Annotated in this window: 19 protein-coding genes and 1 pseudogene; 13 read left to right on the forward strand and 7 right to left on the reverse strand. The window is 72.1% G+C overall.

The genetic code is table 11. The annotated features are described in order from the left end of the window. Positions 1-3: 3 nt before the first annotated feature. Both VGN18_RS06395 and VGN18_RS06400 read right to left on the reverse strand, forming a co-directional pair. Positions 4-555: a hypothetical protein gene (locus tag VGN18_RS06395; RefSeq protein WP_327538822.1), complete on the reverse strand. Its 552-nt coding sequence runs from the start codon at positions 553-555 to the stop codon at positions 4-6. 43 nt (positions 556-598) lie between these two features. Further along, the gene (locus VGN18_RS06400; RefSeq protein ID WP_327538823.1) at positions 599-2,104 is read right to left on the reverse strand and encodes a hypothetical protein; all 1,506 of its coding nucleotides are present in this window, start codon (positions 2,102-2,104) and stop codon (positions 599-601) included. 177 nt (positions 2,105-2,281) lie between these two features. On the opposite strand from VGN18_RS06400, the gene VGN18_RS06405 reads away from it, so the two are divergent. The 4 genes from VGN18_RS06405 to VGN18_RS06420 are packed head-to-tail and all read left to right on the forward strand — an operon-like array spanning position 2,282 to position 6,949. After that, positions 2,282-4,588 (forward strand): xanthine dehydrogenase family protein molybdopterin-binding subunit, encoded by a 2,307-nt coding sequence (locus tag VGN18_RS06405; RefSeq protein WP_327538824.1) that lies wholly within the window; start codon positions 2,282-2,284, stop codon positions 4,586-4,588. Then, positions 4,585-5,049 carry a (2Fe-2S)-binding protein gene (locus VGN18_RS06410; RefSeq protein WP_327538825.1) on the forward strand — a complete coding sequence of 155 codons (465 nt, stop codon included), beginning with the start codon at positions 4,585-4,587 and terminating at the stop codon, positions 5,047-5,049. The genes VGN18_RS06405 and VGN18_RS06410 overlap by 4 nt, the downstream gene beginning before the upstream one ends. Continuing rightward, complete coding sequence (locus tag VGN18_RS06415; protein ID WP_327538826.1) at positions 5,046-5,873, forward strand: xanthine dehydrogenase family protein subunit M; 828 nt, start codon at positions 5,046-5,048, stop codon at positions 5,871-5,873. Before VGN18_RS06410 ends, VGN18_RS06415 begins: the two co-directional genes overlap by 4 nt. Next, positions 5,870-6,949 carry a nitrilase-related carbon-nitrogen hydrolase gene (locus VGN18_RS06420; protein WP_327538827.1) on the forward strand — a complete coding sequence of 360 codons (1,080 nt, stop codon included), beginning with the start codon at positions 5,870-5,872 and terminating at the stop codon, positions 6,947-6,949. The genes VGN18_RS06415 and VGN18_RS06420 overlap by 4 nt, the downstream gene beginning before the upstream one ends. Before the next feature lie 10 nt (positions 6,950-6,959). Here VGN18_RS06420 and VGN18_RS06425 read toward each other — a convergent pair whose 3' ends face one another. Continuing rightward, positions 6,960-7,259 carry a putative quinol monooxygenase gene (locus tag VGN18_RS06425; protein ID WP_327538828.1) on the reverse strand — a complete coding sequence of 100 codons (300 nt, stop codon included), beginning with the start codon at positions 7,257-7,259 and terminating at the stop codon, positions 6,960-6,962. A gap of 135 nt (positions 7,260-7,394) precedes the next feature. Between VGN18_RS06425 and VGN18_RS06430 the strand changes: the two genes are divergently transcribed. After that, positions 7,395-8,405 carry a LacI family DNA-binding transcriptional regulator gene (locus tag VGN18_RS06430; protein ID WP_327538829.1) on the forward strand — a complete coding sequence of 337 codons (1,011 nt, stop codon included), beginning with the start codon at positions 7,395-7,397 and terminating at the stop codon, positions 8,403-8,405. Here the strand turns inward: VGN18_RS06430 and VGN18_RS06435 are convergent. Further along, positions 8,397-10,037 (reverse strand): glycoside hydrolase family 13 protein, encoded by a 1,641-nt coding sequence (locus tag VGN18_RS06435; RefSeq protein ID WP_327538830.1) that lies wholly within the window; start codon positions 10,035-10,037, stop codon positions 8,397-8,399. The two genes, VGN18_RS06430 and VGN18_RS06435, sit on opposite strands and share 9 nt — an antisense overlap. After that, positions 10,034-10,990, reverse strand: a complete 957-nt coding sequence (locus VGN18_RS06440) for a hypothetical protein (RefSeq protein ID WP_327538831.1) — start codon at positions 10,988-10,990, stop codon at positions 10,034-10,036. The genes VGN18_RS06435 and VGN18_RS06440 overlap by 4 nt, the downstream gene beginning before the upstream one ends. 151 nt (positions 10,991-11,141) lie before the next feature. On the opposite strand from VGN18_RS06440, the gene VGN18_RS06445 reads away from it, so the two are divergent. Next, the gene (locus VGN18_RS06445; RefSeq protein WP_327538832.1) at positions 11,142-11,456 is read left to right on the forward strand and encodes a metalloregulator ArsR/SmtB family transcription factor; all 315 of its coding nucleotides are present in this window, start codon (positions 11,142-11,144) and stop codon (positions 11,454-11,456) included. Continuing rightward, positions 11,453-11,890: pseudogene (locus tag VGN18_RS21080) on the forward strand (SRPBCC family protein); the annotation flags it as partial. The gene VGN18_RS06445 and the pseudogene VGN18_RS21080, both read left to right, overlap by 4 nt. Before the next feature lie 427 nt (positions 11,891-12,317). Here the strand turns inward: VGN18_RS21080 and VGN18_RS06455 are convergent. Further along, the gene (locus VGN18_RS06455) at positions 12,318-14,435 is read right to left on the reverse strand and encodes a hypothetical protein (protein WP_327538834.1); all 2,118 of its coding nucleotides are present in this window, start codon (positions 14,433-14,435) and stop codon (positions 12,318-12,320) included. A gap of 216 nt (positions 14,436-14,651) precedes the next feature. On the opposite strand from VGN18_RS06455, the gene kaiC reads away from it, so the two are divergent. The 6 genes from kaiC to VGN18_RS06485 all read left to right on the forward strand — a co-directional run bounded on the left by kaiC (position 14,652) and on the right by VGN18_RS06485 (position 20,273). Continuing rightward, positions 14,652-16,337: a circadian clock protein KaiC gene (kaiC, locus tag VGN18_RS06460; protein WP_327538835.1), complete on the forward strand. Its 1,686-nt coding sequence runs from the start codon at positions 14,652-14,654 to the stop codon at positions 16,335-16,337. Beyond that, positions 16,334-16,642, forward strand: a complete 309-nt coding sequence (locus tag VGN18_RS06465; RefSeq protein ID WP_327538836.1) for a circadian clock KaiB family protein — start codon at positions 16,334-16,336, stop codon at positions 16,640-16,642. Before kaiC ends, VGN18_RS06465 begins: the two co-directional genes overlap by 4 nt. Then, complete coding sequence (locus VGN18_RS06470) at positions 16,639-16,977, forward strand: circadian clock KaiB family protein (RefSeq protein WP_327538837.1); 339 nt, start codon at positions 16,639-16,641, stop codon at positions 16,975-16,977. Before VGN18_RS06465 ends, VGN18_RS06470 begins: the two co-directional genes overlap by 4 nt. Beyond that, positions 16,970-18,121: a sensor histidine kinase gene (locus VGN18_RS06475; protein WP_327538838.1), complete on the forward strand. Its 1,152-nt coding sequence runs from the start codon at positions 16,970-16,972 to the stop codon at positions 18,119-18,121. The genes VGN18_RS06470 and VGN18_RS06475 overlap by 8 nt, the downstream gene beginning before the upstream one ends. 65 nt (positions 18,122-18,186) lie before the next feature. After that, positions 18,187-19,074, forward strand: coding sequence for an ATP-binding cassette domain-containing protein (locus VGN18_RS06480; protein WP_327538839.1), 888 nt, complete (start codon positions 18,187-18,189; stop codon positions 19,072-19,074). Continuing rightward, complete coding sequence (locus VGN18_RS06485) at positions 19,071-20,273, forward strand: ABC transporter permease (RefSeq protein ID WP_327538840.1); 1,203 nt, start codon at positions 19,071-19,073, stop codon at positions 20,271-20,273. The genes VGN18_RS06480 and VGN18_RS06485 overlap by 4 nt, the downstream gene beginning before the upstream one ends. Before the next feature lie 11 nt (positions 20,274-20,284). Here VGN18_RS06485 and VGN18_RS06490 read toward each other — a convergent pair whose 3' ends face one another. Continuing rightward, a complete protein-coding gene (locus VGN18_RS06490; protein ID WP_327538841.1) occupies positions 20,285-21,169 on the reverse strand; it encodes an SGNH/GDSL hydrolase family protein in 885 nt (294 codons plus the stop codon). Between the last annotated feature and the right edge of the window lie 67 nt (positions 21,170-21,236).

A 21,236-nucleotide genomic window follows, 5' to 3' on the forward strand; every position in this document is an offset into this window, starting at 1 on the left:
GCCTCAGGGCAGGCGGGCGACGATCGCGCGCGCGGCCGTGCGCAGCGGCTGCGTGTTCTGCGCCGGGTCGTTGAGCAGCACGAGATTGATCTGGACCCAGACCCCGCCCTTCTCGAAGAAGATGTTGTCGTCCTCCGCCAGGCACTGGTCACCGATGCCGGCCACGGTGACGAAACGGTGCTTGAGGTTGTCCTTGTCGATGGCCAGGGCCGACTGCACCCCGTCGCCGACGAGCACCTCGACCTGCGCGGTCGGCCCCGTCGTCGGTCCGGTGAACTGGCACAGTGTCTGCGTGCCGTGGGGGCCGGCCCCGACGGGCGCGTCCAGCCGGGTACCGGCCAGCTTCTCCGCCTCGGTCCGCGTCAGCAGGGAACACGCGTCGGGCGTGGCCGACGCGGGTGCCGACGAGGAGGCCGAATCGGGCGCACTCGAGGGGGCGACCGTCACCGTCTGCGTCGCCGTGACGGTGACGGTGCGCGGACTCGACGGCGGGCTCGACGAGCACGCGGGCAGCAGCAGGGCGGCGGCGATGACGGCGCTCAGGACTCGGGTCATTCGTTGCTCCTCATGGGCGTCTGCTCCTCATGGGCCTCGGTCCTCACTTGCGCTGCAGGCACAGTTGCGCCCGCGGCGGGTTCCACAGCGTGTACGGGCCCCAGTTCTTCCCGCCGCTGGCCGCGATCGGCCGCGCGTTGAACAGGCTCAGGAAGGCGTTGACCAGCGACGCGACGACCTCGGGGACGGTGTAGCCGACGCCGTAGCTGCCCTGCACGTAGACCGCGGCGGTGACGCAGCCCGCGGTCAGCGAGGTCGGTGTGGGGCTGCCGTCCTTGGCGATCGCCAGCGAGGCACCGAGGTCGACGTACGGCCCACCGGTGAAGCCGAGGACGCCGATGCCCGCGGAGAGTCGCGCCCCGTAGCCGAGGGTCGCCGCGTTGATGCCGACCGCCAGCGAGCGGGCGTCCTTGAGTGCGCTCGTCGTGGTTCTGAACGTCGGGGTGTCGGCGCCGAACGAGCCCCCGCGCAACCCGAAGCCGAGGTCGCCGGTGATGCCGTAGCTGCCGGACGCGGAGAACGCGGCCTGCCCGGCCAGCTGCACGCTCGCGTAGAGCGACTGCTCGAGCTTGACGGTGAACGGCACGCCCGCGAGCGGGATGGTCAGCGCCACCGGCACGCGCAGCACGGGGCTCTTGAAGTTGCCGCTGACGTCGGTGGTCGCGGCATCGAAGGAGAACGAGACCGCGCCGGCGCCGTGCAGCTTGAACGTCGCATCGACCAGCGCGCCCGCGTGGATCGCGAGGTGGAACTCCACCGTCGGCCGCGACAGCGACAGGCCCAGCGTGCCGACCATGCGGCCGGCCGCGCTGCTGTAGGCGATCCGCACGCCGGCCGACGGCGAGCAGCAGTAGGGCGTGAGGGTGAAGTCGCCCTCCTTGATCGGGGTCGGCGTGAGCGTAGGGGCGGCGAGCGGGACGGACGCGGCGCCGCTCGGCGGGAGGCCGGTCGGTGTCGGCAGATCGACGAATCGGGGCAGCGGCGGCGCGGTGGGTGCGACGCCGGCCGCGGTGGGCGGCGGCCCGGCGCGGGTGTCATCCGTCCGGGCCGCCGACACGGCCGGGGCACCGGCGTAGGCGTACGCGAGCGGGTGGTCCAACGCGATCGGCGCGCCGGAGCCGAGGTCGAGTTCGGAGAAGACGTCGGTCAGCGCGACCGGTGCCAGCACGACACGGTCGTCACCGCCGACACGCGTCAGCGCGACGACCCGGCCGGTGGCGAACGACGTCGCCGCCATGATCGAGCCGACCGCGAGCCGGGACGCGCCGGGGGCGCTGCCGGCGATCGTCCACACCAGGCCGCTGCTGTCGGCGCCGCGCACCGAGTTCGCGCCACCGCCGATGACCACCACGCCGGGCCGGAACACCGCGCCGGGGATCGGCCCGACACCGGCCCCGTAGGCGAGCTCGGCACCGGTCAACACGCGGGAGCCGCTGACCCGCACCGTCGGCGCCGGCAACGGCGCCGTCCGGCTGGCCGAGTGCGAGCACGCGGCGGCGCCGAACGCCGTGCCGGCCGCGACCACGACCGCGACCCAAATGTGCCCCATCGACACCCCCACCGTCCCGGGCGATCGTCCACCCTGGTTGAGGAGTAAGGGAACAGCCGCGTGAGACCGGCCGGGAGCACGGCTCGCTCCGCCCCGCGCGGCATCGCAAGGTCCTTCGTCTCTGGCTTCGTCCCACCACGGGCCACACCCTGGGTTGGCGCATCTTCGGAGGGCATCATGGGCGATAGCGGTTCGATCCTGGGGAATTCGGTCTTCCGCCTCGAGGACCCGACGTTGCTCACGGGCAGCGGGAAGTACGTCGACGACCTCGACTGTCCCGGCGCCACCCGGATCGTCTTCGTCCGCTCGTCGGTGGCGCACGGTGAGCTGCGCTCGGTCGATGTCGAAGCGGCGCGATCGATGCCCGGCGTGGTCGCGGTCTACTGCGCCGGCGGCGACGACCTGGGGCTGGCCCCGTTCCAGTCGTTCCCGATGCTCTCGGAAGCGGTGAACCGGCCCGTGTTCGCGCGCGACCGGGTCCGCTTCGTCGGCGACATCGTGGCGGCCGTGGTCGCCGAGAGCGGTGCCCAGGCGGTCGATGCCGCGGAGACGGTCGTGGTCGACATCGAGCCGCTTCCGGCGGTCGTCACGCAGGCGGCCGCGTTGGATCCCGCGGCACCGCTGCTCTTCCCCGAGAACGGCAGCAACGTCTGCTTCGCGACGTCCTTCGGGAGCGAGGAGGATCCGCTCGAGGGTGCCGAGGTGGTCGCCGAGGTGGACATGGTGAGCCAGCGCCTCGCCGGCGTGCCGATGGAGACGAACGGCTGCCTCATGGTGCCGGGCGAGCCGTCGGGCGGCATCACCTGCTGGATCTCGCACCAGGCGCCCCACTCGGTGCAGCCGGCCCTGGCCGCCGTCCTGGGACTCGAGCCCGCGGCCGTCCGCGTCGTCTGCCCGTGGGTGGGCGGCGGCTTCGGCCCGAAGGCCGCCATGTACGTCGAGTACCTGATCGCGGCGGCGGCGGCCCGGCAGTTGGACCGGTCGGTCCGCTGGGCCTCGACCCGCTCGGAGGACATGGTCGCGCTCGTGCAGGGCCGCGACTACACGATGACCGCCAAGCTGGGCCTGACCCGCGACGGCCGCATCGTCGGCCTCGATGCCTCCGTCGTCGCGTCGTGCGGGGCGTACCCCCTGCTCGGCGCGGTGCTGCCGATGCTCACGCAGATGATGGTGGTCGGCGTCTACGACATCGCGAAGGTGCGCTTCTCGGGAACGACGGTGGTGACCAACACGACCCCCGTCGGCGCGTACCGGGGCGCGGGCCGCCCCGAGGCCACCCAACTGATCGAGCGGGTTCTGGACGTGGCCGCGGATCAGCTCGGCCTCGACCCGGCCGAGATCCGGCGCCGGAACTTCATCGATCCCGCCGCGTTCCCGATGACCACGGTGACGGGCGGCGCCTACGACTCCGGCGACTACGCCAAGGCGCTCGACGCCGCGCTGGCCGCCGCCGGCTACGAGGAGCTCCGGGCCGAGCAGGCCCGCCGCCGGGCCGCCGGCGAACCCGTGGCCTTGGGCATCGGGGTGTCCACCTACGTCGAGGTCACCGCCCCGCTCGGCCTGCACACCGAGTACGGCGCGGTCGAGATCCACGACGACGGCTCGGCGTCGATGGCCGTCGGCACGAGCTCCCACGGCCAGGGTCACCACACCGCGTTCGCCATGGTGGCCAGCGATGTCCTCGGCATCCCGATGGAACGCATCCGGCTGATCAACTCCGACACCGCCGCCGTACCCCGGGGTACGGGAACCATGGGTTCCCGGTCGTTGCAGACGGCCGGCAACGCCGTCTTCGCCGCGTCGACCGTGGTCCTCGAGCGAGCCCGCAGCATCGCCGCCCACCAGTTCGAGGCCAGCCCGCAGGACATCGTCACCGGAGCGGGCGGCCTGCACGTCGCCGGGGTGCCCGGGCAGTCGGTGTCGTGGCAGGAGCTCGCGGTGGCCTCCCGCGACGCCAGCCTGCTGCCCGAAGGCCTGGAACCCGAACCGCTGCGCCACGAGGGCGACTTCGACGGGACGGGCTCGACCTTCCCCTTCGGCGCGCACGTCTCGGTGGTAGAGGTCGACACCGAGACCGGCAAGGTGACGATGCGACGGCACATCGCGGTCGACGACTGCGGGCGGATCCTGAGCCCGTTGCTCGTCCGGGGTCAGCAGCACGGCGGGATCGCGCAGGGCGCGGCGCAGGCCCTGTTCGAGTGGGTCCAGTACGACGACGACGGCAACCCGCTCACCACCACGCTGCTCGACTACCCGGTCCCGGCCGCGAGCGAGCTGCCGAGCTTCGAGGCGTCGAACACCGAGACCGACAGCCCGCTCAACCCGCTCGGGGCGAAGGGCATCGGCGAGTCGGGCACGATCGGGTCCACTCCGGCGATCCAGAACGCCGTGATCGACGCGCTCTCCCACCTCGGCGTCACCCATGTCGACATGCCGTGCACGCCCGAGCGTGTATGGAGCGCTATCGAGGGAGCCACGGCATGAGAGTCCGCATCACCGTGAACGACCGGGTCGAGGAGCACGACGTCGAGGCCCGTCAGCTCCTCGTCCACTTCCTGCGCGAGACCGTGGGTCTGACCGGAACCAACGTCGGCTGCGACACGTCGTCGTGCGGCGCGTGCACCGTGCTGCTGGACGGCGAGAGCGTGAAGTCCTGCACGATCCTCGCCGCCCAGGCCGACGGTGCCGCGATCACGACGATCGAAGGCCTCGCCGGCCGCGACGGATCGTTGCACCCGGTGCAGCAGGCGTTCCGCGAGCACCACGGCCTGCAGTGCGGCTTCTGCACCCCGGGAATGGTCATGGCTGCCGTCTCGCTGATCGCCGAGAACCCCGAACTCGACGAGGCCGGTGTGCGCCTGGGGCTCGAGGGCAATCTGTGCCGCTGCACCGGGTACCACAACATCGTCCAGGCCGTCCTGGCCGCGGCATCGGTGGCGCGATGATCCCCGCCTCGTTCGACTACCTGCGGGCGGCGTCGACCGCCGAAGCGCTCGCCCTGCTCGCCGAGCACGGCCCGGACGCGAAGATCATCGCCGGTGGCCACTCGTTGCTGCCCCTCATGAAGCTGCGCCTCGCCTCGCCGTCGGTCCTCGTCGACGTCGCCCGGATCGAGGAGCTGTCCTACATCCGGGACGCGGGTGACCAGGTCGCCGTCGGCGCGCTGACCCGGCACTGCGACCTGCAGCGCTCCGCCCTCCTCCGGGCCGAGGTCCCGCTGCTCGCGCACGTGGCCGGCGCCGTCGGGGACCCGCAGGTGCGCCATCGCGGAACCATCGGCGGCTCCCTCGTGCACGGCGACCCGGCCTCCGACCTCCCCGCCGCCGTCCTGGCCCTCGGCGCGACCCTGGTCGTCACCGGCCCGGCGGGCCCGCGCGAGGTGGCCGCTGCCGACTTCTTCCGCGGCTTCCTGGAGACGGCGGTCGAGCCCGACGAGATGCTCACCGAGATCCGGGTGCCCAAGATGGAAGGCGCGGGCTGGTCGTTCCAGAAGTTCAACCTGCGCGCCCAGGACTGGGCGATCGTCGGGGTGGCCGCGGTCGGTCCGCAGGCCGGCGGCGGCATCGCTCTCGTCAACATGGCCGCCACCCCGGTCCGGGCCGTGGCGGCCGAGCAGGCCGTGGCCGCCGGCGCCTCGGTCGACGACGCGGCGGCTTCGGCCTCGATCGGTCTCGAACCGCCCGCCGACCGCAACGCGTCAGCGGCCTACCGCCGGCACCTCGCCAGTGTGCTCGTGCGCCGGGCCCTGCGCGAGATCCAGGCTCGATGATCGAGCCGTATCAAGCCGTCGGCCTCATCCAGACGATGCGCGGCATACGTCGCCGCGCCGACATCCAGTGGAACCTCGACCACATCACCCATCTGATGCGGGCGGCATCCTGGTTGTCGGGCATGGACCTGCCGGTGCGGTTGATCTGCGTTCCCGAAGGCGGCCTGCAGGGCTTCACCGACGAGGTCATGGACGCAGATCACGAGGAGTACGCGCGCGAGTGCGCCATCGACATCCCGGGGCCGGAGACGGACCAGCTCGGCCGGCTCGCGCGCGAGTACGACGCGTTCGTCATCGCCCAGGCCAAGGCCCGCCATCCGGAGTTCCCCGGCCGCTTCTTCAACGTCGGTTTCGTCATCGAACCCGAGGACGGCACCGTCATCCTCAAGCACCACAAGGTGGTGCCCCTGCTGCCGGTCGAGCACTCCGTCACCCCGCACAACGTGTGGGACCGGTGGATCGAGCTGTACGGCCGCGAACTCGACGCGTTCTACCCGGTCGCCGACACCGCGATCGGGCGGCTCGGCATCATGATGGCGAACGAGGCGTCCTACCCCGAGAACGCACGCGGGCTGGCGATGAACGGGTGCGAGATCGCCTACCGCGGCCCGTACCCGGCCCCGGGGGTCATGAGCGGCATGTTCTCGGTCCAGAACCGGGCGCGCGCCCTGGCCAACAACATGTACGTCATCGGCATGAATCTCGGCACGTACTACCTCGATGCCGACGAGACCGTGCCCATCGACACCTTCTCCGGCCAGTCGCAGATCGTCGACTACCGCGGCCAGGTGGTGACCGAGGTGCCCCACGGCGGCGCCTCGACCTGGATCGCCGGCGTGATCGACGTCGAGGGTCTGCGGCATTTCCGCGCGACCGCCCAGTGGGACAACTGGATGAAGGACCTGACCACCGAGCAGTACCAGCTCATCTACGAGCAGCCCGTCTACCCGAAGAACCTCTACCTGGACCGCGCGCCGTACGGGCACGCCGAGTACCGGGAGCGGGTGACCCGCAAGCAGGTCGAGCTCCTCCAGCGTCGCGGGGTCTGGGTCGGACCCGACCGCGCGGACGGGTGACGCCTCCCGGTCAGGCGTGCTGGGGCAGCGACTCGAGGTAGAGCACCTGCGGGGGTGCGGCGTGCAGGTGTTCGGTCTGCAGCAGCCACCCGAGCTCGGGGTCCGAGACGTGGGAGTCGACGCTCTCGGTGGAGTCCCAGTGCTCGGTGAGGACGAAGACGTCGGGGTTCTCCAGTGCCCGCTCCGAGCGGTACCGCGTGCGCCCGGTGGCGCCGTCGGTGCGGGAGGCGAGGGCAGCCAGCTGCCGCTCGACCTCGCGGCCGAGCCCGAGCTTCGCCGTGATGATGGTGACCGTGGTGACGGCAGTCATGACGACCGCACGGTGCTTGAATGTCGGACCGATGTCACGGCGACCTCCGCGATAATCGAAGTGCTGAATCGAGTCAGCAATGAGAATGCGGCTACGCTGGCTCCGTTGTCAACGGTTTCCGGGGAGGGGGTTCGGGTGTGCGCTGACCGCGTCCGCCTGGCCGACGTCGCGGATCGTGCCGGGGTGTCCCGGACGACCGCGTCCTACGTGACGACCGGGCGCACCGACATGCGGATCTCGGCCGAAGCGGCGCAGCGCGTGCACTCGGCGGCGCGCGAGCTCGGGTACCGGCCCAGCCTGCTCGCGCGCGGCCTGCGCACGCAGCTGACCCACACCATCGGGTTTGTCTCGGACGTGATCGCCACCGAGCCCTATGCGGGCGCGCTCGTCCGCGGCGCGACCGCGGCCGCCCTGGAAGGGCAGACCCTCATGCTGGTGGGGGAGAGCGGCGGTGACCCGGAGGTCGAACGCCGGCTGGTGCAGTCCATGCTCGACCGCGGCGTCGACGGCTTCCTCTACGCCTCGATGTACACCAAGCAGGTGCAGCTGCCGGCCGTCCTGCGCGGCCACCGGGTCGTGCTCGTCAACTGCGTCGGCCGCCGGCGGGGACCGAGCTCGGTGGTCCCGGACGAGATCGGTGGCGGACGCTCGGCCGCGCAGCTGCTCCTCGACGCCGGGCACCGCGACCGCATCGTGCTGGTCGGTGAGACACCGCCCGACGTGATCGCCGGGCGCCAGCGGCTGGCCGGGGTCACCGCGGCGCTCGACGCGGCCGGCGCGCGGCTCGCCGAGCAGGTCGACGCGCTCTTGTGGCCGGACAGCGGCTACGTGACCGTGCGTCGGTTGCTGCGCCGGCGCGCGCGGCCGAGCGCGCTGATCTGCCTGAACGACCGCATCGCGCTGGGCGCCTATCAGGCCGTCGCCGACGCGGGTCTCGCGGTGCCGCACGACATCTCGGTCGTGTCGTTCGACGGCTCCGACCTGGCCGGCTGGCTCCGCCCGGAACTGGCGAGCGTCGCCATCCCGCACCTGCAGCTCGGCGCGCGCGGCGCCGAGCTGCTGCTCGACCGCGAGCTGGCCGCGACGCAGGAGCAGCTCCCGATGCCGGTCCGGATCGGCGCCTCGGTCTCGGCTCCGTCAGCGTAGGAGCCAGGCCGCGGTGTCCGGCGCCAGCAGCTCCTCCGACGCGTCGCTGGCCAGCAGGACCGTCCCGTCCGCTTGCACCACATCGGTCGAGCGGTTGAACACGCACCGCACCGGCCCCCGGTCGAACGCGAGCACACCGCCGCCGAGGTCCACCCAGTCGAGCGGGTCGCCCGGCGCGAGACTCGCGCGCCGCACGCGCAGCGCCGAGCGGTAGAACTCGAGCATCGACCCGGGGCGGGCGTCCTCGGACTCCACGCTGTGCGCGGACCATTCGGCCGGCTGCGGCAACCACGGCTCGACCGCGCCGGGGCTGAACCCCAACGAGGGTCCGGTCGCGGCCCAGGGCAGTGGCACCCGGCAGCCGTCGCGGCCGCGGATGGTGTGCCCCGAGCTCTCCCACACGGGGTCCTGGATGACGCTGTCGGGCAGGTCCTCGACCTCCCACAGGCCGAGCTCCTCGCCCTGGTAGAGATAGACCGAGCCGGGCAGCGCCAGCATCACCAGCAGCATCGCGCGGGCCCGCCGGGCACCGAGCTCGCGGTCGGACGGCGGGGACGGCCACGGCGGGGGCAGCGGCACGCCGGTGTACTCCCGGCCGTAGCGCGTGACGTGCCGCGTCTCGTCGTGGTTCGATAGCGTCCAGGTGGCCGGGGCGCCGACCTGGTCGAACGCGCTGAGGGTCGCGCTGATCGTGCGCCGCAGGTCGTCCGCGTCCAGGGGGCTCTTGAGGAAGTCGAGGTTGAACGTCGTGTGCAGCTCGTCCGGTCTCATGTAGCGGGCCAGCCGCTCCGGCCCGTTGACGACGACCTCCCCGACGAACATGCGGTCGCCGGGGTACCCGTCGGCGATGGCGCGCCACTCCCGCAGGATGTCGTGCACGCCCTCGACGTCCCACAACGGGCTGCCGACCCAGTTCACCGGCTGGAACAGGTCCTCGGCGAGGAAGCCGTGATCGGGCAGGCCGCCCTCCTTGGCCAGGCCCGACGCGGCGTCGAGCCGCAGCCCGTCCAGGCCGAGGTCGAACCAGAACCGCAGGATCGTCGCGAAGTCCGCCCGGACCGCGGCGCTGTCCCAGTTGAGGTCGGGCTGCGCCGGGGCGAACAGGTGCAGGTACCACTGGCCCGGCTCGCCGCCGGGCTCGGTGATGCGGCTCCACGCCCGCCCGCCGAAGGCGCTGATCCAGTCGTTCGGCGGCTCGCTGCCGTCCGGGCCGGTGCCGTCGCGGAAGTGGTACCGGTCGCGCTCGGGCGACCCGGGCGCGGCCGCCAGCGCCGCCCGGAACCACGGATGCTCGTCGGACGTGTGGTTGGCGACGAAGTCGACGATCACCCGCAACCCGAGCTCGCGGGCCTCGCCGAGCACGGCCTTCGCATCGGCCAGCGTGCCGAACAGCGGCGCGATGTCGCAGTAGTCGGCCACGTCGTAGCCGCCGTCCTTCATCGGCGACGGGTACCAGGGCGTGATCCAGATTCCGTCCACGCCGAGGTCGCGCAGGTAGGGCAGGCGCGCGCGCAGGCCGGGCAGGTCGCCGACGCCGTCGCCGTTGCCGTCGGCGAAACTGCGCAGGTAGACCTGGTACATCACCGCATCGCGCCACCACGGGCGCTCGGACGGTGCGGCGGCGCCGGTCATCGCGCGACCCGCCGCAGCGCACCGTCGTGCCGCTCGACCGGAACCGGGTCGATGATGTCGAAGGCGAACACGCCCTCCGGCTCGAGGTTGCGGAAGCCGATGAGCTGCCAGCTGCCGTCACGCGCCTGGACGAGCGGCGCGGCGAACAGGGCCGGCTCGGCGACGAAGGGTTGGGCCCGCTCGATCGGCCACGGGCCCGTGACCGAGTCCGAGGTGACCGACCAGGTGCAGAAGCGGCCCGAGCGTTCGATGCGCCCGATGGTCTGCTCCTGCGGGTGGCAGGTGAACACGAGTGTCGGAGTGCCGTCGACGACCCGCACCTGGGCCACCTCGAGCTGGCCGAAGCCGTGGCCCGGTTCGCACACCGGCGGGCCGACCTCCCACTTCAGCAGGTCGGCGCTGCGGGCCTCGGCCAGCACGCCGTCGTCGTTGGGCGCGGCGTCCTTCGCCCGGGCGGTGATGAGCATCCGCCAGCCGTCGCCGTCGGGGTCGGCGAAGACGAAAGGGTCGCGCCAGGTCTCGCTGGCGGTCGGGTCCTCGGCCAGCGCCTTGTACCAGCGGGTGTCGACCTCGACGACCGGCCGCCTCGTCACCCGGCGCCAGGTGTGCAGGTCCTCGGACTCCACCATGCCGATCCGCTGGTCCTTCAGCACGTGGCCGTGGTGGGTGTTGATCGCGGTGTAGAACATGCGCCACGGGCCGTCGTCGCCGCGGACGACCGACCCGGTCCACAGGGCGAGGTCGTCCCAGCCGTCCGGGTCCGGACCCAGGGTCTCGCCCCGGTAGTGCCAATCGACCAGATCGGTGGAGGTGGCGTGCCCGATGCGGGCCGCGGCATGGCGCTTGTCGGGATCCTCCAGCGCGCGCGGCGCCTGGAGGAAGTACAGGTGGTACAGCTCGCCGTCGTCGGCGATCCAGCTGTCCCAGATCCACTCATCGTCCAGACGCAACACGGGGAGCTCCATCATCGGGGGTCGACGGCGGGTTCAACGTAACGAAGATGCGGGCGTTGCACCATGGGACCGAGAACGTTTTCGGGCAACGGCACCAGCGCGCTGCCGGGGGGTTGACACCGGCAAGCGTTAGTCGTAGCTTGCGTTAGTCATGACTAACGCATCAGCCTTGATCGACGCGATCGCCGAGCCCACCCGGCGCGCGATCGTGGAACGCCTCGTCGACGGCCCGGCCGCGGTGACCGAGCTGGCCAGTGACATGCCGATCAGCCGGTCGGCGGTCTCGCAGCACCTGCAGGTGCTCAAGTCCGTCGGCCTGGTCACGGACCGCGCGGTCGGCACCCGCCGGGTGTACGCCGTCGACCCGGACGCGCTGGCCGTCATCCGGTCGTACTTCGACGCGTTCTGGACCCGATCCCTCGCCTCGTTCCGCGCCGCGGCCGAGCAGCACCCGGAGGACACATGACCACCCAGACCGAGAAGACCGAGGTCACCACCGACGCCGTCGTCGAGGCACCTGTCGCGCACGCCTTCGACGTGTTCACCACCGGGATCGGGTCGTGGTGGGACACGAACCACCACATCCTCGAAGCCCCGCTGGCCGAGATGGTCTTCGAGCCCTACGTCGGCGGCAACGTCGTCGACCGCGGGGTCGACGGCAGCGAGTGCCGCTGGGCCCGGGTGCTGGCCTACGAGCCGCCGACCCGGGTGTGCTTCAGCTGGGACATCAACCTGCAGTGGCAGCTCGAGACCGACCCGGCCCGTGCGAGCGAGGTCGAGATCGTCTTCACCGAGCTGTCTCCTGGCCGGACCCACGTCAGGCTGACGCACCGCCACCTCGACCGGCACGGTGAGGGCTGGCAGGCGATGCGCGACGCCGTGGCGTCGGGATGGGATCTCACCGCCTTCGCCGCCACGGCGGGGCTGCCGAGCGTGCTCGGTCGGGTCCTGCCGCTGATCACCGACGAGGTCATGCGCAGCCGGCTGTCCGGCGCGCGCAGCTACACCGCGGCGATCCTCCGGGTCACGCCGGCGTACACACGTCCCGCGGTCGACGCCACCGTCTGGGAGCACGGCCGGCGCAACATGCAGCTGCTCGAGGTCGGCCTGCTCCCGATCGTGCTGCCGGTCGACGACGACACCGACATCGCCGGCATCGGCATCTTCGCGGCCACACCGGACGAGACCCGCACGATCATGGACGACGATCCCGGTGTCCGGGCCGGCATCTTCACTTACGACCTGCACCCGGTCCGCGGCTTCCCCGGCTCCGTCCTGTCGTAGCGTCAGACCTTCGAAAGCGGTCAAGCCGCTTGACATCATCCGCTCAACAGAGGGTGCGACCCCGTCGCCAGGACAGCCTCAGCAGGGTGGTCGTGTGGGTGTCGGCCCAGTGACCGGCGGTCGCGCCGGTGCCGCTCGTGCTGCGGCAGGTCAGCGCGTCGATCAGGGTGACCGCCTTCACGACGTACACCGCCGCGCCGACGACCGGCTGGTAGGTGTTGCGCAGCGCGAGGGTCCCGGCCAGCGTCGCCGGGCCGGCGACCTGCAGCAGTCCCTTCTGGGTCGACCCCAGGGTGACGGCCAGCAGGCCGAGAGCGACCTGCTGGTAGGCCGAGGCCGACACCCGCCCGGCGCCGATCGAGAAGCGGCCTTTGTTGACGAGATGTCCGCCGGCGAAGTCGACGAAGTTCCCGGCGTAGGTCGTGCCCTGCAGGACGAGGGCGGACGCCGAGCCGATACCGATCGCGTCGTGGGCCGCCGCGGTGCCGGAACCGATCGTGGTGACGGCGGCGAACCGGACCACGCTCGCCGCGCCGCTGTTCGAGTTCGCGACCGCCTTCGCCGCGGCGCCGACCACGGCGATGCCGCCGACCGGGCCGAGCGTGAGGTTGCCGACGAGGTTGCCGCCCGTCCAGCGCATCGCCCCGGCGCCACCGAGCGTGGCCGTGCCCTGGATCGTGCCGTGGGGGTCGAGCCGCAGCGCGGTGTGCGCGGCGACGTTCACCGTGCCGGAGAGCGAGACGGGCGTGGCGACGGTCAACTGGCCGCCGCCGGTGATCGTCCCGCCGGCGAGCGTGCCGGTCGCCCCGCCGGACAGCAGCAGCGCGTGGCCGGCGGCGATCGACGTCGTCCCGCTGGACTGGTAGGAGAGGAACGTCAGCGGTACCGCGGCCGTCCCGGGCGCCGCCGGCACCAGCACCGTTCCGGCGTTCACGATGCGGTCGGGGGAGGCGCAGCACGACTGACCGCCGATCGAGGTGCCGGGTGCGAGGGCGAGCACTCCGTCAACCGCGTTGACGAGCCGGGTCTGGGCCGAGGTGCTGATCGTCGCTCCGGCGGTGACGGTGATGGTGCCGTGATTGGTCTGCGTGACCGGGACCCCCGCGCCGCCGAGCGAGTAGTCGCGCCCGCGCAGCACGCGGGCCGCGCCGCCGGTGTGGACTCCGGCCACGTGCACCGCGACGCCGTGAGCGATCGTCATCCCGGCCTGCAGGACGCCGCCGGTCCAGTCGAAGGTGCCGGTGCCGGCCAGGGTCACGGTGCCGCCGAGGAAGGAGGTGAAGACCGACGCCAGCCCGCCGAACTCGAGGTGGAAACCGGCGCCGAGGGTCTGGGTGCCGCTGAGGACCGCGGCCGCGCGGTCCTCGATCGTCCAGCGGCCGGCTCCGGTGTAGCTCCCGGTCGCGCCGGTGGTGATCGGCGCTCCGGAGGTCACCAGGGTGCCGCCGGCCGAGCTGGCGACCGTGGCCCGCTGATCGAGCTCTGCATCGGAGATGGTCAGGGTGCCGCCGGCCGGCAACAACGTCCCGTCGTTGACGACCTTGGCCGGGCTGGTGCAGCAGGCGCTGCCGTCGATCTCGTTGCTGCCGTTCGACACGAGCGTCGCGCCGTGGGCGACGTGCAGTGACCGGCCGTGCAGGATCTGCAGGGCGCCGGAGCCGACGTCCCCGAGCAGGGTGAGCTGCCCGTCGACCTCCAGGTTCTGGGTCAGCGCGTCGAGCCGTTGGTTCGAGCCGGCGATCGTCGCGGTGGAGCTCGCCCCGAGCACCGTCGGGGTGTCGAGCGCGCCACCGTTCCAGGTGAACGTGCCGCTGACCGAGATCGCCCCGCCGGAGACGCTCGTGGTGCACAGCGCCGGGTTCTGCACGAGCGTGAACCTGGCGAGCGTGACGGTCGGCACGGCGTCGACGTGCGCGAAGCAGTCGGTGTTCGACGGCTGCTCGATGGTCACCGAGTCACCGGTCCCGGGCACGCCGGACGGGTTCCAGTTGCGCGCGTCGGTCCAGGAATGGTTGTCGGCGCCCGCGGTCTGCGTGTTGCCGACCCACGTGTAGACGGTTCCGCTCGCGTGCGCGGCCACCGGGACGGCGAACAGGAGCGTGAGCACCAGCGTCACGGTCGTGCCGATGCGGCGCCGGGCAGCTTCCTCTGCGTCGGGCATGAGAGCCTCCACCTTCGCGGCCGGCCCACCGGAAGGGCCGGCTACGGAGCAGAGCCGTACGGCGGCGGCGTGATACGTCGCTGCGCGTTCCCGGTCCTCATTCCGAGCCGTGCACCAGGTCGCTTGCTCCTATCCGCGCTCATACATCTCGGGCATACTTCGCCTCGACCGGCACCCGTCGGAATCGTTCCGGGCGCCGCAGAACAGGGGATGCCCGTGCTCGTCGACGCGGTTCTGAAGAAGATCCCGAGTGGGATCACCGGTCTGGACGAGATGACCGGGGGCGGCCTGCCGGGCGGGCGTCCCACCCTGGTCTGCGGCACGGCCGGCTGCGGCAAGACGATGCTCGGCCTGCAGTTCCTGGTCCGCGGCGCACTCGATCACGACGAGCCCGGGGTCTTCGTGTCCTTCGAGGAGTCGCCCGCCGACCTGGCGGCCAATGTCGCGAGCGTCGGGTGGGACCTCGTCGACATGCAGCAGCGCGGTCAGCTCGTCGTCGAGTACGTGCGGGTCGAGCCGGCCCGCATCCAGGAGGCCGGCGAGTACGACCTCGAGGGCCTGTTCCTGCGCCTGGGCGCCGCCGTCGACGCGATCGGTGCGCAGCGCGTCGTCATCGACACGCTGGAGGTGCTCTTCGCCGCGCTGACCGACCAGGCCACGTTGCGCTCCGAGCTGCGCCGGCTTTTCCGCTGGCTCAAGGATCGCGGCCTGACGGCGGTCGTCACGGCCGAGAGCGGTGACGGGACGCTGACGCGGCACGGTCTCGAGGAGTACGTGTCGGACTGCGTGATCTTCCTCGACCACCGGGTCACGAGCCAGGTGTCGACGCGCCGGCTGCGCGTCGTGAAGTACCGCGGCTCCAGCCACGACACGGACGAGACGCCGTTCATGATCGACACGAACGGCTTCCGCGTCCTGCCGGCCGGTTCGATGCGCCTGGAACACGATGCGCCCAAGGAGCGGGTGTCGAGCGGCGTGCCGCGCCTGGACACGATGCTGGGCGGTGCGGGGTACTTCCGCGGCGGCAGCGTCCTCATCACGGGGACGCCGGGCACCGGGAAGACCACGCTGGCCGCGGCGTTCCTGGCGGCCGGTTGCGAGCGGGGGGAGCGGGCGATCCTGTTCTCCTTCGAGGAGTCGCCGCAGCAGCTGATCCGCAATCTGGGCTCCGTCTCGATCGAGCTCGAGCCGCACCTTCGGGCCGGTCTACTGCGCGTCGTCGCGACCCGGCCCACCGCCCACGGGCTCGAGGCGCACCTCGCGACGTTGATGCACGCCGCCGAGGAGCACGTTCCGCAGCTCGTGGTCGTCGACCCGGTCTCGGCCTTCGACGCCGCGCACGAGGGCCGGACGGCGATGCTGATCCGGCTCATCGACTGGCTCAAGCAGCGGACGGTGACAGCGGTCTTCACGAGCCTGAGCTCGAGCGAGGACGACGACGCGCACCTGGGCGTGTCCAGCGTGATCGACGCCTGGCTGAGCCTGGAGACGGTCGAGAGCAACGGGGAGCGCAACCGCAGCCTGCGGGTGGTGAAGGCCCGCGGGACGGGGCACTCGAACCAGGTCCGGGAGCTGCTGATCACCGACGCGGGCCTCGAACTGGTCGACGTCTACACCGGCAGCGGAGCGGTCGTGATGGGCACGGCCCGTCAGATCCGCGAGGCGGCCGATGCGGCGGAGGTGACCGACCGGAGGGAGCGGACCGAGATGCGCCGCCGTGACATCGAGCGGCGCCGTCGGAGGGTGGAGGCCGAAGTGGCGGCGCTGCAGGCCGACCTCGCCGCCGAGGTCGCCGCCCTCGAGCGGGAGCTCGGGGCCGATGCCCGATCCGCCGCGCAGCGCGCGTCGGACGCCGGCCGGCTGCGGCAGGCCCGGCACGCCGACGGAACGGGTGCCCCATGACCGCCGATCAGCCCGATGCCCCCGGGGTGGACGACCGGTGGCTGCTGCGGCTCTACGTCGCCGGGCAGACCCCGAAGTCGCTCGCGGCGTTCGCCAACCTCAAGTCGATCTGCGAGAAGCACCTGGCGAGCCGCTACGAGATCGAGGTCGTCGACCTGCGCGAGCATCCCGAGCGGGCGCGCAGCGACGACATCCTGGCCATCCCGACGCTGGTGCGGCGGCTGCCGGAGCCGATCACGAAGATCATCGGTGATCTGTCCGACACCGAGAAGGTGCTCATCGGCCTGCAGCTCGTGCCGCGATGACCGACGACGTTTCGGCGACCGCGCGCTTCGAGGAAGCGCTGCGCCGGAGCGTCGACGAGACCTTCGAGCTCCGCCTGTTCGTGGTGGGCGCGACGCCGGCGTCACGGCGGGCGATCGCGAACATCACCGCCATCTGCACCAAGTACCTCGCCGGGCGGCACACCCTCGAGGTCATCGACATCTACCAGCGGCCCGAGCTGGCGGCCGAGGAGGACATCCTCGGCGTGCCCACCCTGATCCGGATCCGTCCGGAGCCGGTCGTGCGCATCGTCGGCGACCTGTCCGACGAGCGTCGGGTGCTCGCCGGACTCGATCTGCGAGCGCCCGATGACTGACGGGCCGGTGCCGACCTACGACGAGCTCGCCGGGCGGCTCGCCGTCGCCGAGCAGACGCTGCGCGCCATTCAGGAGGGCGCGGTCGATGCGCTCGTCGTGACGACGCCCGACGGCCCGAAGGTGTACACACTGCAAGGAGCCGACGAGTTCTACCGCGCGCTCGTCGAGCAGATGGGGGAGGGCGCCGCGGCGGTCCAGCACGACGGCACCGTGCTGTACGCGAACAAGGCGCTGGCCGGCCTGCTCGCGCAGCCCCTGCACCAGGTGATCGGCTCGAACATCCTCGAGCAGGTGCCCCGGGCCGAGCGCAAGACGCTCGCCGCCATCCTGCGGTCGAGCGATCAGGTCGCCGCCGTCGAGTTGCGCCTCGGCCGGCGCGGCAGCACCGCGGTCGACGTGACGCTCTCGGCCCGCGAGATCGCGATCGCCGACGGCACCCACACCCGGTGCCTGATCATCAGCGACCGCACCCGGCACCGGCAGGCCGAGGCCGCCGAGCGGCGGGCCCAGATCGCGTCCGAGCGGGAACGCGTCGCCCGCGACCTGCACGATGTCGTCATCCAGAGCCTGTTCGCCGTCGGGCTGCACCTGCACAGCCTGGGCACCGAGCTCGGCCCGGAGCAGGCGGCGCGGCTCCAGCTGATCGCCGACGATGTCGACGAAACGGTGACGGCGATCCGGACGACGATCTTCGGCCTCCGCAGCCCGTCGCCCCAGATCAGCCTGCGCGCTGCGATCATGCGGCTGGTGGAGGAGGCCCCGGTGCTCCTCGGCTTCGCGGCCGACCTCAAGATCGACGGCGCCGTCGACACGCTCGTGCCGGTCACGGCGCATCACGACATCATCGCGACCGTGCGCGAGTCGCTCGCGAACGCCGCCCGCCACGCCAACGCCACGCGGCTGACCATCGAGGTCAGGGTCACCCCGGCCGAGTTCGTGCTGCGCGTGATCGACAACGGCAGGGGACTGCCCCCGCAGCGACTCGAGAGCGGCCTCGCGAACCTGCGGGCGCGGGCCGAGGATCTCGGCGGCACGTCGTCGGCCGAGACGAACGCGGAGGGGCGCGGCACCTGCCTCGTGTGGCGCTTCCCGCTCGCCGACGCGCGGGCGGCGGGGGGCGCGAGGCACGGGCTACCCGGTTAGCCCGGGGCCCTTGTGCCCTACCTGTCGTCAGGGGGACGGGTGAACCTCGGCTCGGGGGTGTCGACATGCTCGAGTTCGACGGGGCGGTCAAGCGCTTCGGCCCGCTCACGGCTCTCGACGGCTGCTCCTTCACGGCTCGGCCGGGTCGCCTGACCGGCTTCCTCGGCGCCAACGGTGCGGGCAAGACGACGGCGATGCGCGCCGTGTTCGGGCTCGTGCACCTCGACGCGGGGACGACGCGCTGGTGCGGGCAGCCCATCTCGCCGGGCGACCGGGCGGCCTTCGGCTACATGCCCGAGGAGCGCGGGCTGTACCCGCGGATGCGGGTGCGCGACCAGCTCGTCTACTTCGGCCGGCTCTGCGGACGGTCGGCGACCGAGGTCGGCGGCGCGGTCGACCGGTGGCTGGAGCGCCTCGGCCTGGCCGACCGGGCCGAGGACCGGGTCGACACGCTGTCGCACGGCAACCAGCAACGGGTGCAACTGGTGGCCGCGGTGGTGAACGAGCCGTCGCTCCTCGTCCTCGACGAGCCGTTCTCGGGGCTCGACCCGATCGCCCTCGCCGCGATGGCCGACCTGCTGGCCGAGATGGCGGCGGGTGGTGCGACGGTGCTGTTCTCCAGCCACCAGCTCGATCTGGTCGAGCACCTGTGCGAGGACGTCGTCATCATCGACCACGGCCGGGTCGTGCTGGCCGGCGAGCTGGCCCGACTGCGGGCGGCCCTGCCGCAGCGCTTCGCCGAGATCCGCTTCCGGGGCCGGGCGCCGGCCTGGTCGGATCTGCCGGGGGTGCAGCTCGTCGCGGTCGACGACGGCTTCGCGCGGTTGCAGGTGGAGCCGACCGGCGACGTCGCCCAGGTCGTCGCGCTCGCCCAGGGCAGCGCGGAGCTGACGTCGTTCACCTACCAGCCGCCCACCCTGTCGGAGCTGTTCCGCCGGGCCGTGGCGTCATGACCGGGCCGCGCCTGGTGGGGCTGGTCGCCCGGCGCGAGATGCGCGAGCGCAGCCGGTCGCGCGCCTTCCGCATCTCGGTGATCGTCATGATCGTGGTCGTGCTCGCGGTGATCATCGTGCCCGCGCTGATCGCCGGCGGCAGCAAGACCCGCGACGTCGGCATCACCGGCGCGACCCCGGCGGCCCTGCCCGCCGCCGTGCGGGCCCAGGGTGAGGTGGTCGGGATCAACCCGCGCATCCACCGTTACGACAGCCGGTCCGCGGCCGAGCGGGCCGTGCGCTCCGGTGACGTCGACGTCGTGATCGTCGATGCGCGGCGGCTCGAATGGCGGGGTGAACCCGACGAGCAGTTGCGGGCGGTGATCACCGGCGCCGTCCAACTCGTCGCCGTGCGCGAACGGGCCGCCGCGGCGGGGGTCGGCGCCGGCACGCTCGCCGCGATCCTCGCGCCGGTTCCGGTCGCGAACGTCCAGCTGGGGCAGGTGCTCGGCCGCAGCCGCGACGACCAGACGGTCGCCCTGGTCATGACCATCGTGCTGTTGATGGCCATCTCCACCTACGGCGGCCTGGTGCTGACCGGCGTCGTCGAGGAGAAGGCCACCCGGGTCGTCGAGGTGCTGCTGGCCCGCATACCGGCCCGCACGCTGCTTGCCGGGAAGATCCTCGGCATCGGGCTGCTCGGCTTCGCCCAGCTGGCCCTCACCGCGTTGCTCGCGCTGGTCGCGACCGCCACGGTGAACTCGGTCGATCTGCCGGCGGCTCGCGGTGCCGTCCTCGCCTGGGCGGTCGTGTGGTTCGTTCTCGGCTATTCGCTGTACGCCACGGTGTTCGGCGCGATCGGCTCCCTCGCGTCGCGGACGGAGGACGCCCAGAGCGTCGCCGGGCCGGTGACGATCGTCCTGATGGCGAGCTACTTCGCCTCGTTCGCGTCCATCGGCAGCCCCACGAGCTGGTGGGCGCGGCTGTTCTCCTACTTCCCGGCCACCGCACCGCTGACCATGCCGAACCGCATCGCGATGAGCGCGCCCGCCTGGTGGGAGCCGCTGCTGGCCGTGGCCCTGACGCTGGCGAGCATCGCCGCTCTCGTCCGTCTCGGCGGGCGCGTCTACAGCGGCGCGGTACTGCACGCCGGCCCGACGGTGAAGCTGCGCGCGGCGTGGCGCGGCTCCCCCGTCGGGCTCGATCAGGCGAGGTCCTGAGACCAGTGGGGTCAGCGCTGGTTGATCACCCGCTCGATCGCGCCGGCCAGCAGTTCCTGCCCGGCGATGCTCGGGTGCACGCCGCAGCCGCCGGTGGTCAGCTTCGTGAGCAGCCCGGCCGCGCACGTGTCACCGCCGGCCTGGACCGCTGCCTTCTGGAACGTGCTGAAGCCGTCGGCGATCGTGACGTGGAACGGCGCGGCCGCCGAGTCCATCGCGTTGTTCAGGGCCTGGCTCTGCGCGTTCTGGAGCGGGTCGGTGTAGTTGGTCGAGTAGTAGTTCAGGATGACGATCTGGTCGTGGTAGCGGGCGTCGTCCCGGATGCGGTGGAGGATGGTGGTGACGTTCGCGCTCACCTTCGCGAGCACGGCGGGCAGCTCGCTCGCGCAGTGATCGGCGGTCGTGGCCTGGCAGAGGAACCCGTCGTTGGCGCCGATCATGAGCGACACCAGCCGGGTGTCCTTGTTCTCCCGCAGGAACCGGACGGCGAAGTCCAGCTGCGAGCCCGAGTAGCGGACGTGCAACGGGAAGTTGGTGCGGTACCCGGTCGGGGTCTCGCAGGCGTAGCTCGGCTGCGCGGTGTCGATCAGGCTGCCCGACGTCTCACCCGGGCACGACGGGTTGACCACCTTCACCGCGAGCTCGGCACCGATGTTCTCGGGGTAGCCGACGAAGCTCGTCGGATCCGGGTAGTTGGGGGTGGGCAGGTTCGCCGGTTCGCGGTAGCCGAACGTCACCGAGTCGCCGAGGGCGAGGTAGTGCGAGCCGGCCGTGACCGGGCGGTGGTAGCGGCTGGAGGCATCGGCCGGCAGTGCGGCCACCAGCACGCCGCAGGCAGCGACGACGAGCGCCGCGCAGGTCCCCACCCGTCGCCGGGTCGTGTGAGCCAAAGTCATCGTGTTCCCCTGTCGTACGCGGGCCGGCCTCGATGCCGACCATTGGCCAACATGCGCCAGTTGCGGG

Source organism: Jatrophihabitans sp. (assembly GCF_036000465.1).
GTDB lineage: Bacteria > Actinomycetota > Actinomycetes > Mycobacteriales > Jatrophihabitantaceae > Jatrophihabitans.

Coding starts and splice junctions, on each gene's coding strand:
- VGN18_RS06395 (WP_327538822.1), bottom strand. CDS start 555: ATGACCCGAGTCCTGAGCGCCGTCATCGCCGCCGCCCTGCTGCTGCCC.
- VGN18_RS06435 (WP_327538830.1), bottom strand. CDS start 10,037: ATGACCGGCGCCGCCGCACCGTCCGAGCGCCCGTGGTGGCGCGATGCG.
- VGN18_RS06445 (WP_327538832.1), top strand. CDS start 11,142: ATGACTAACGCATCAGCCTTGATCGACGCGATCGCCGAGCCCACCCGG.
- VGN18_RS06455 (WP_327538834.1), bottom strand. CDS start 14,435: ATGCCCGACGCAGAGGAAGCTGCCCGGCGCCGCATCGGCACGACCGTG.
- VGN18_RS06410 (WP_327538825.1), top strand. CDS start 4,585: ATGAGAGTCCGCATCACCGTGAACGACCGGGTCGAGGAGCACGACGTC.
- VGN18_RS06420 (WP_327538827.1), top strand. CDS start 5,870: ATGATCGAGCCGTATCAAGCCGTCGGCCTCATCCAGACGATGCGCGGC.
- VGN18_RS06415 (WP_327538826.1), top strand. CDS start 5,046: ATGATCCCCGCCTCGTTCGACTACCTGCGGGCGGCGTCGACCGCCGAA.
- VGN18_RS06400 (WP_327538823.1), bottom strand. CDS start 2,104: ATGGGGCACATTTGGGTCGCGGTCGTGGTCGCGGCCGGCACGGCGTTC.
- VGN18_RS06470 (WP_327538837.1), top strand. CDS start 16,639: ATGACCGACGACGTTTCGGCGACCGCGCGCTTCGAGGAAGCGCTGCGC.
- VGN18_RS06425 (WP_327538828.1), bottom strand. CDS start 7,259: ATGACTGCCGTCACCACGGTCACCATCATCACGGCGAAGCTCGGGCTC.
- VGN18_RS06465 (WP_327538836.1), top strand. CDS start 16,334: ATGACCGCCGATCAGCCCGATGCCCCCGGGGTGGACGACCGGTGGCTG.
- VGN18_RS06405 (WP_327538824.1), top strand. CDS start 2,282: ATGGGCGATAGCGGTTCGATCCTGGGGAATTCGGTCTTCCGCCTCGAG.
- VGN18_RS06480 (WP_327538839.1), top strand. CDS start 18,187: ATGCTCGAGTTCGACGGGGCGGTCAAGCGCTTCGGCCCGCTCACGGCT.
- VGN18_RS06490 (WP_327538841.1), bottom strand. CDS start 21,169: ATGACTTTGGCTCACACGACCCGGCGACGGGTGGGGACCTGCGCGGCG.
- VGN18_RS06485 (WP_327538840.1), top strand. CDS start 19,071: ATGACCGGGCCGCGCCTGGTGGGGCTGGTCGCCCGGCGCGAGATGCGC.
- VGN18_RS06475 (WP_327538838.1), top strand. CDS start 16,970: ATGACTGACGGGCCGGTGCCGACCTACGACGAGCTCGCCGGGCGGCTC.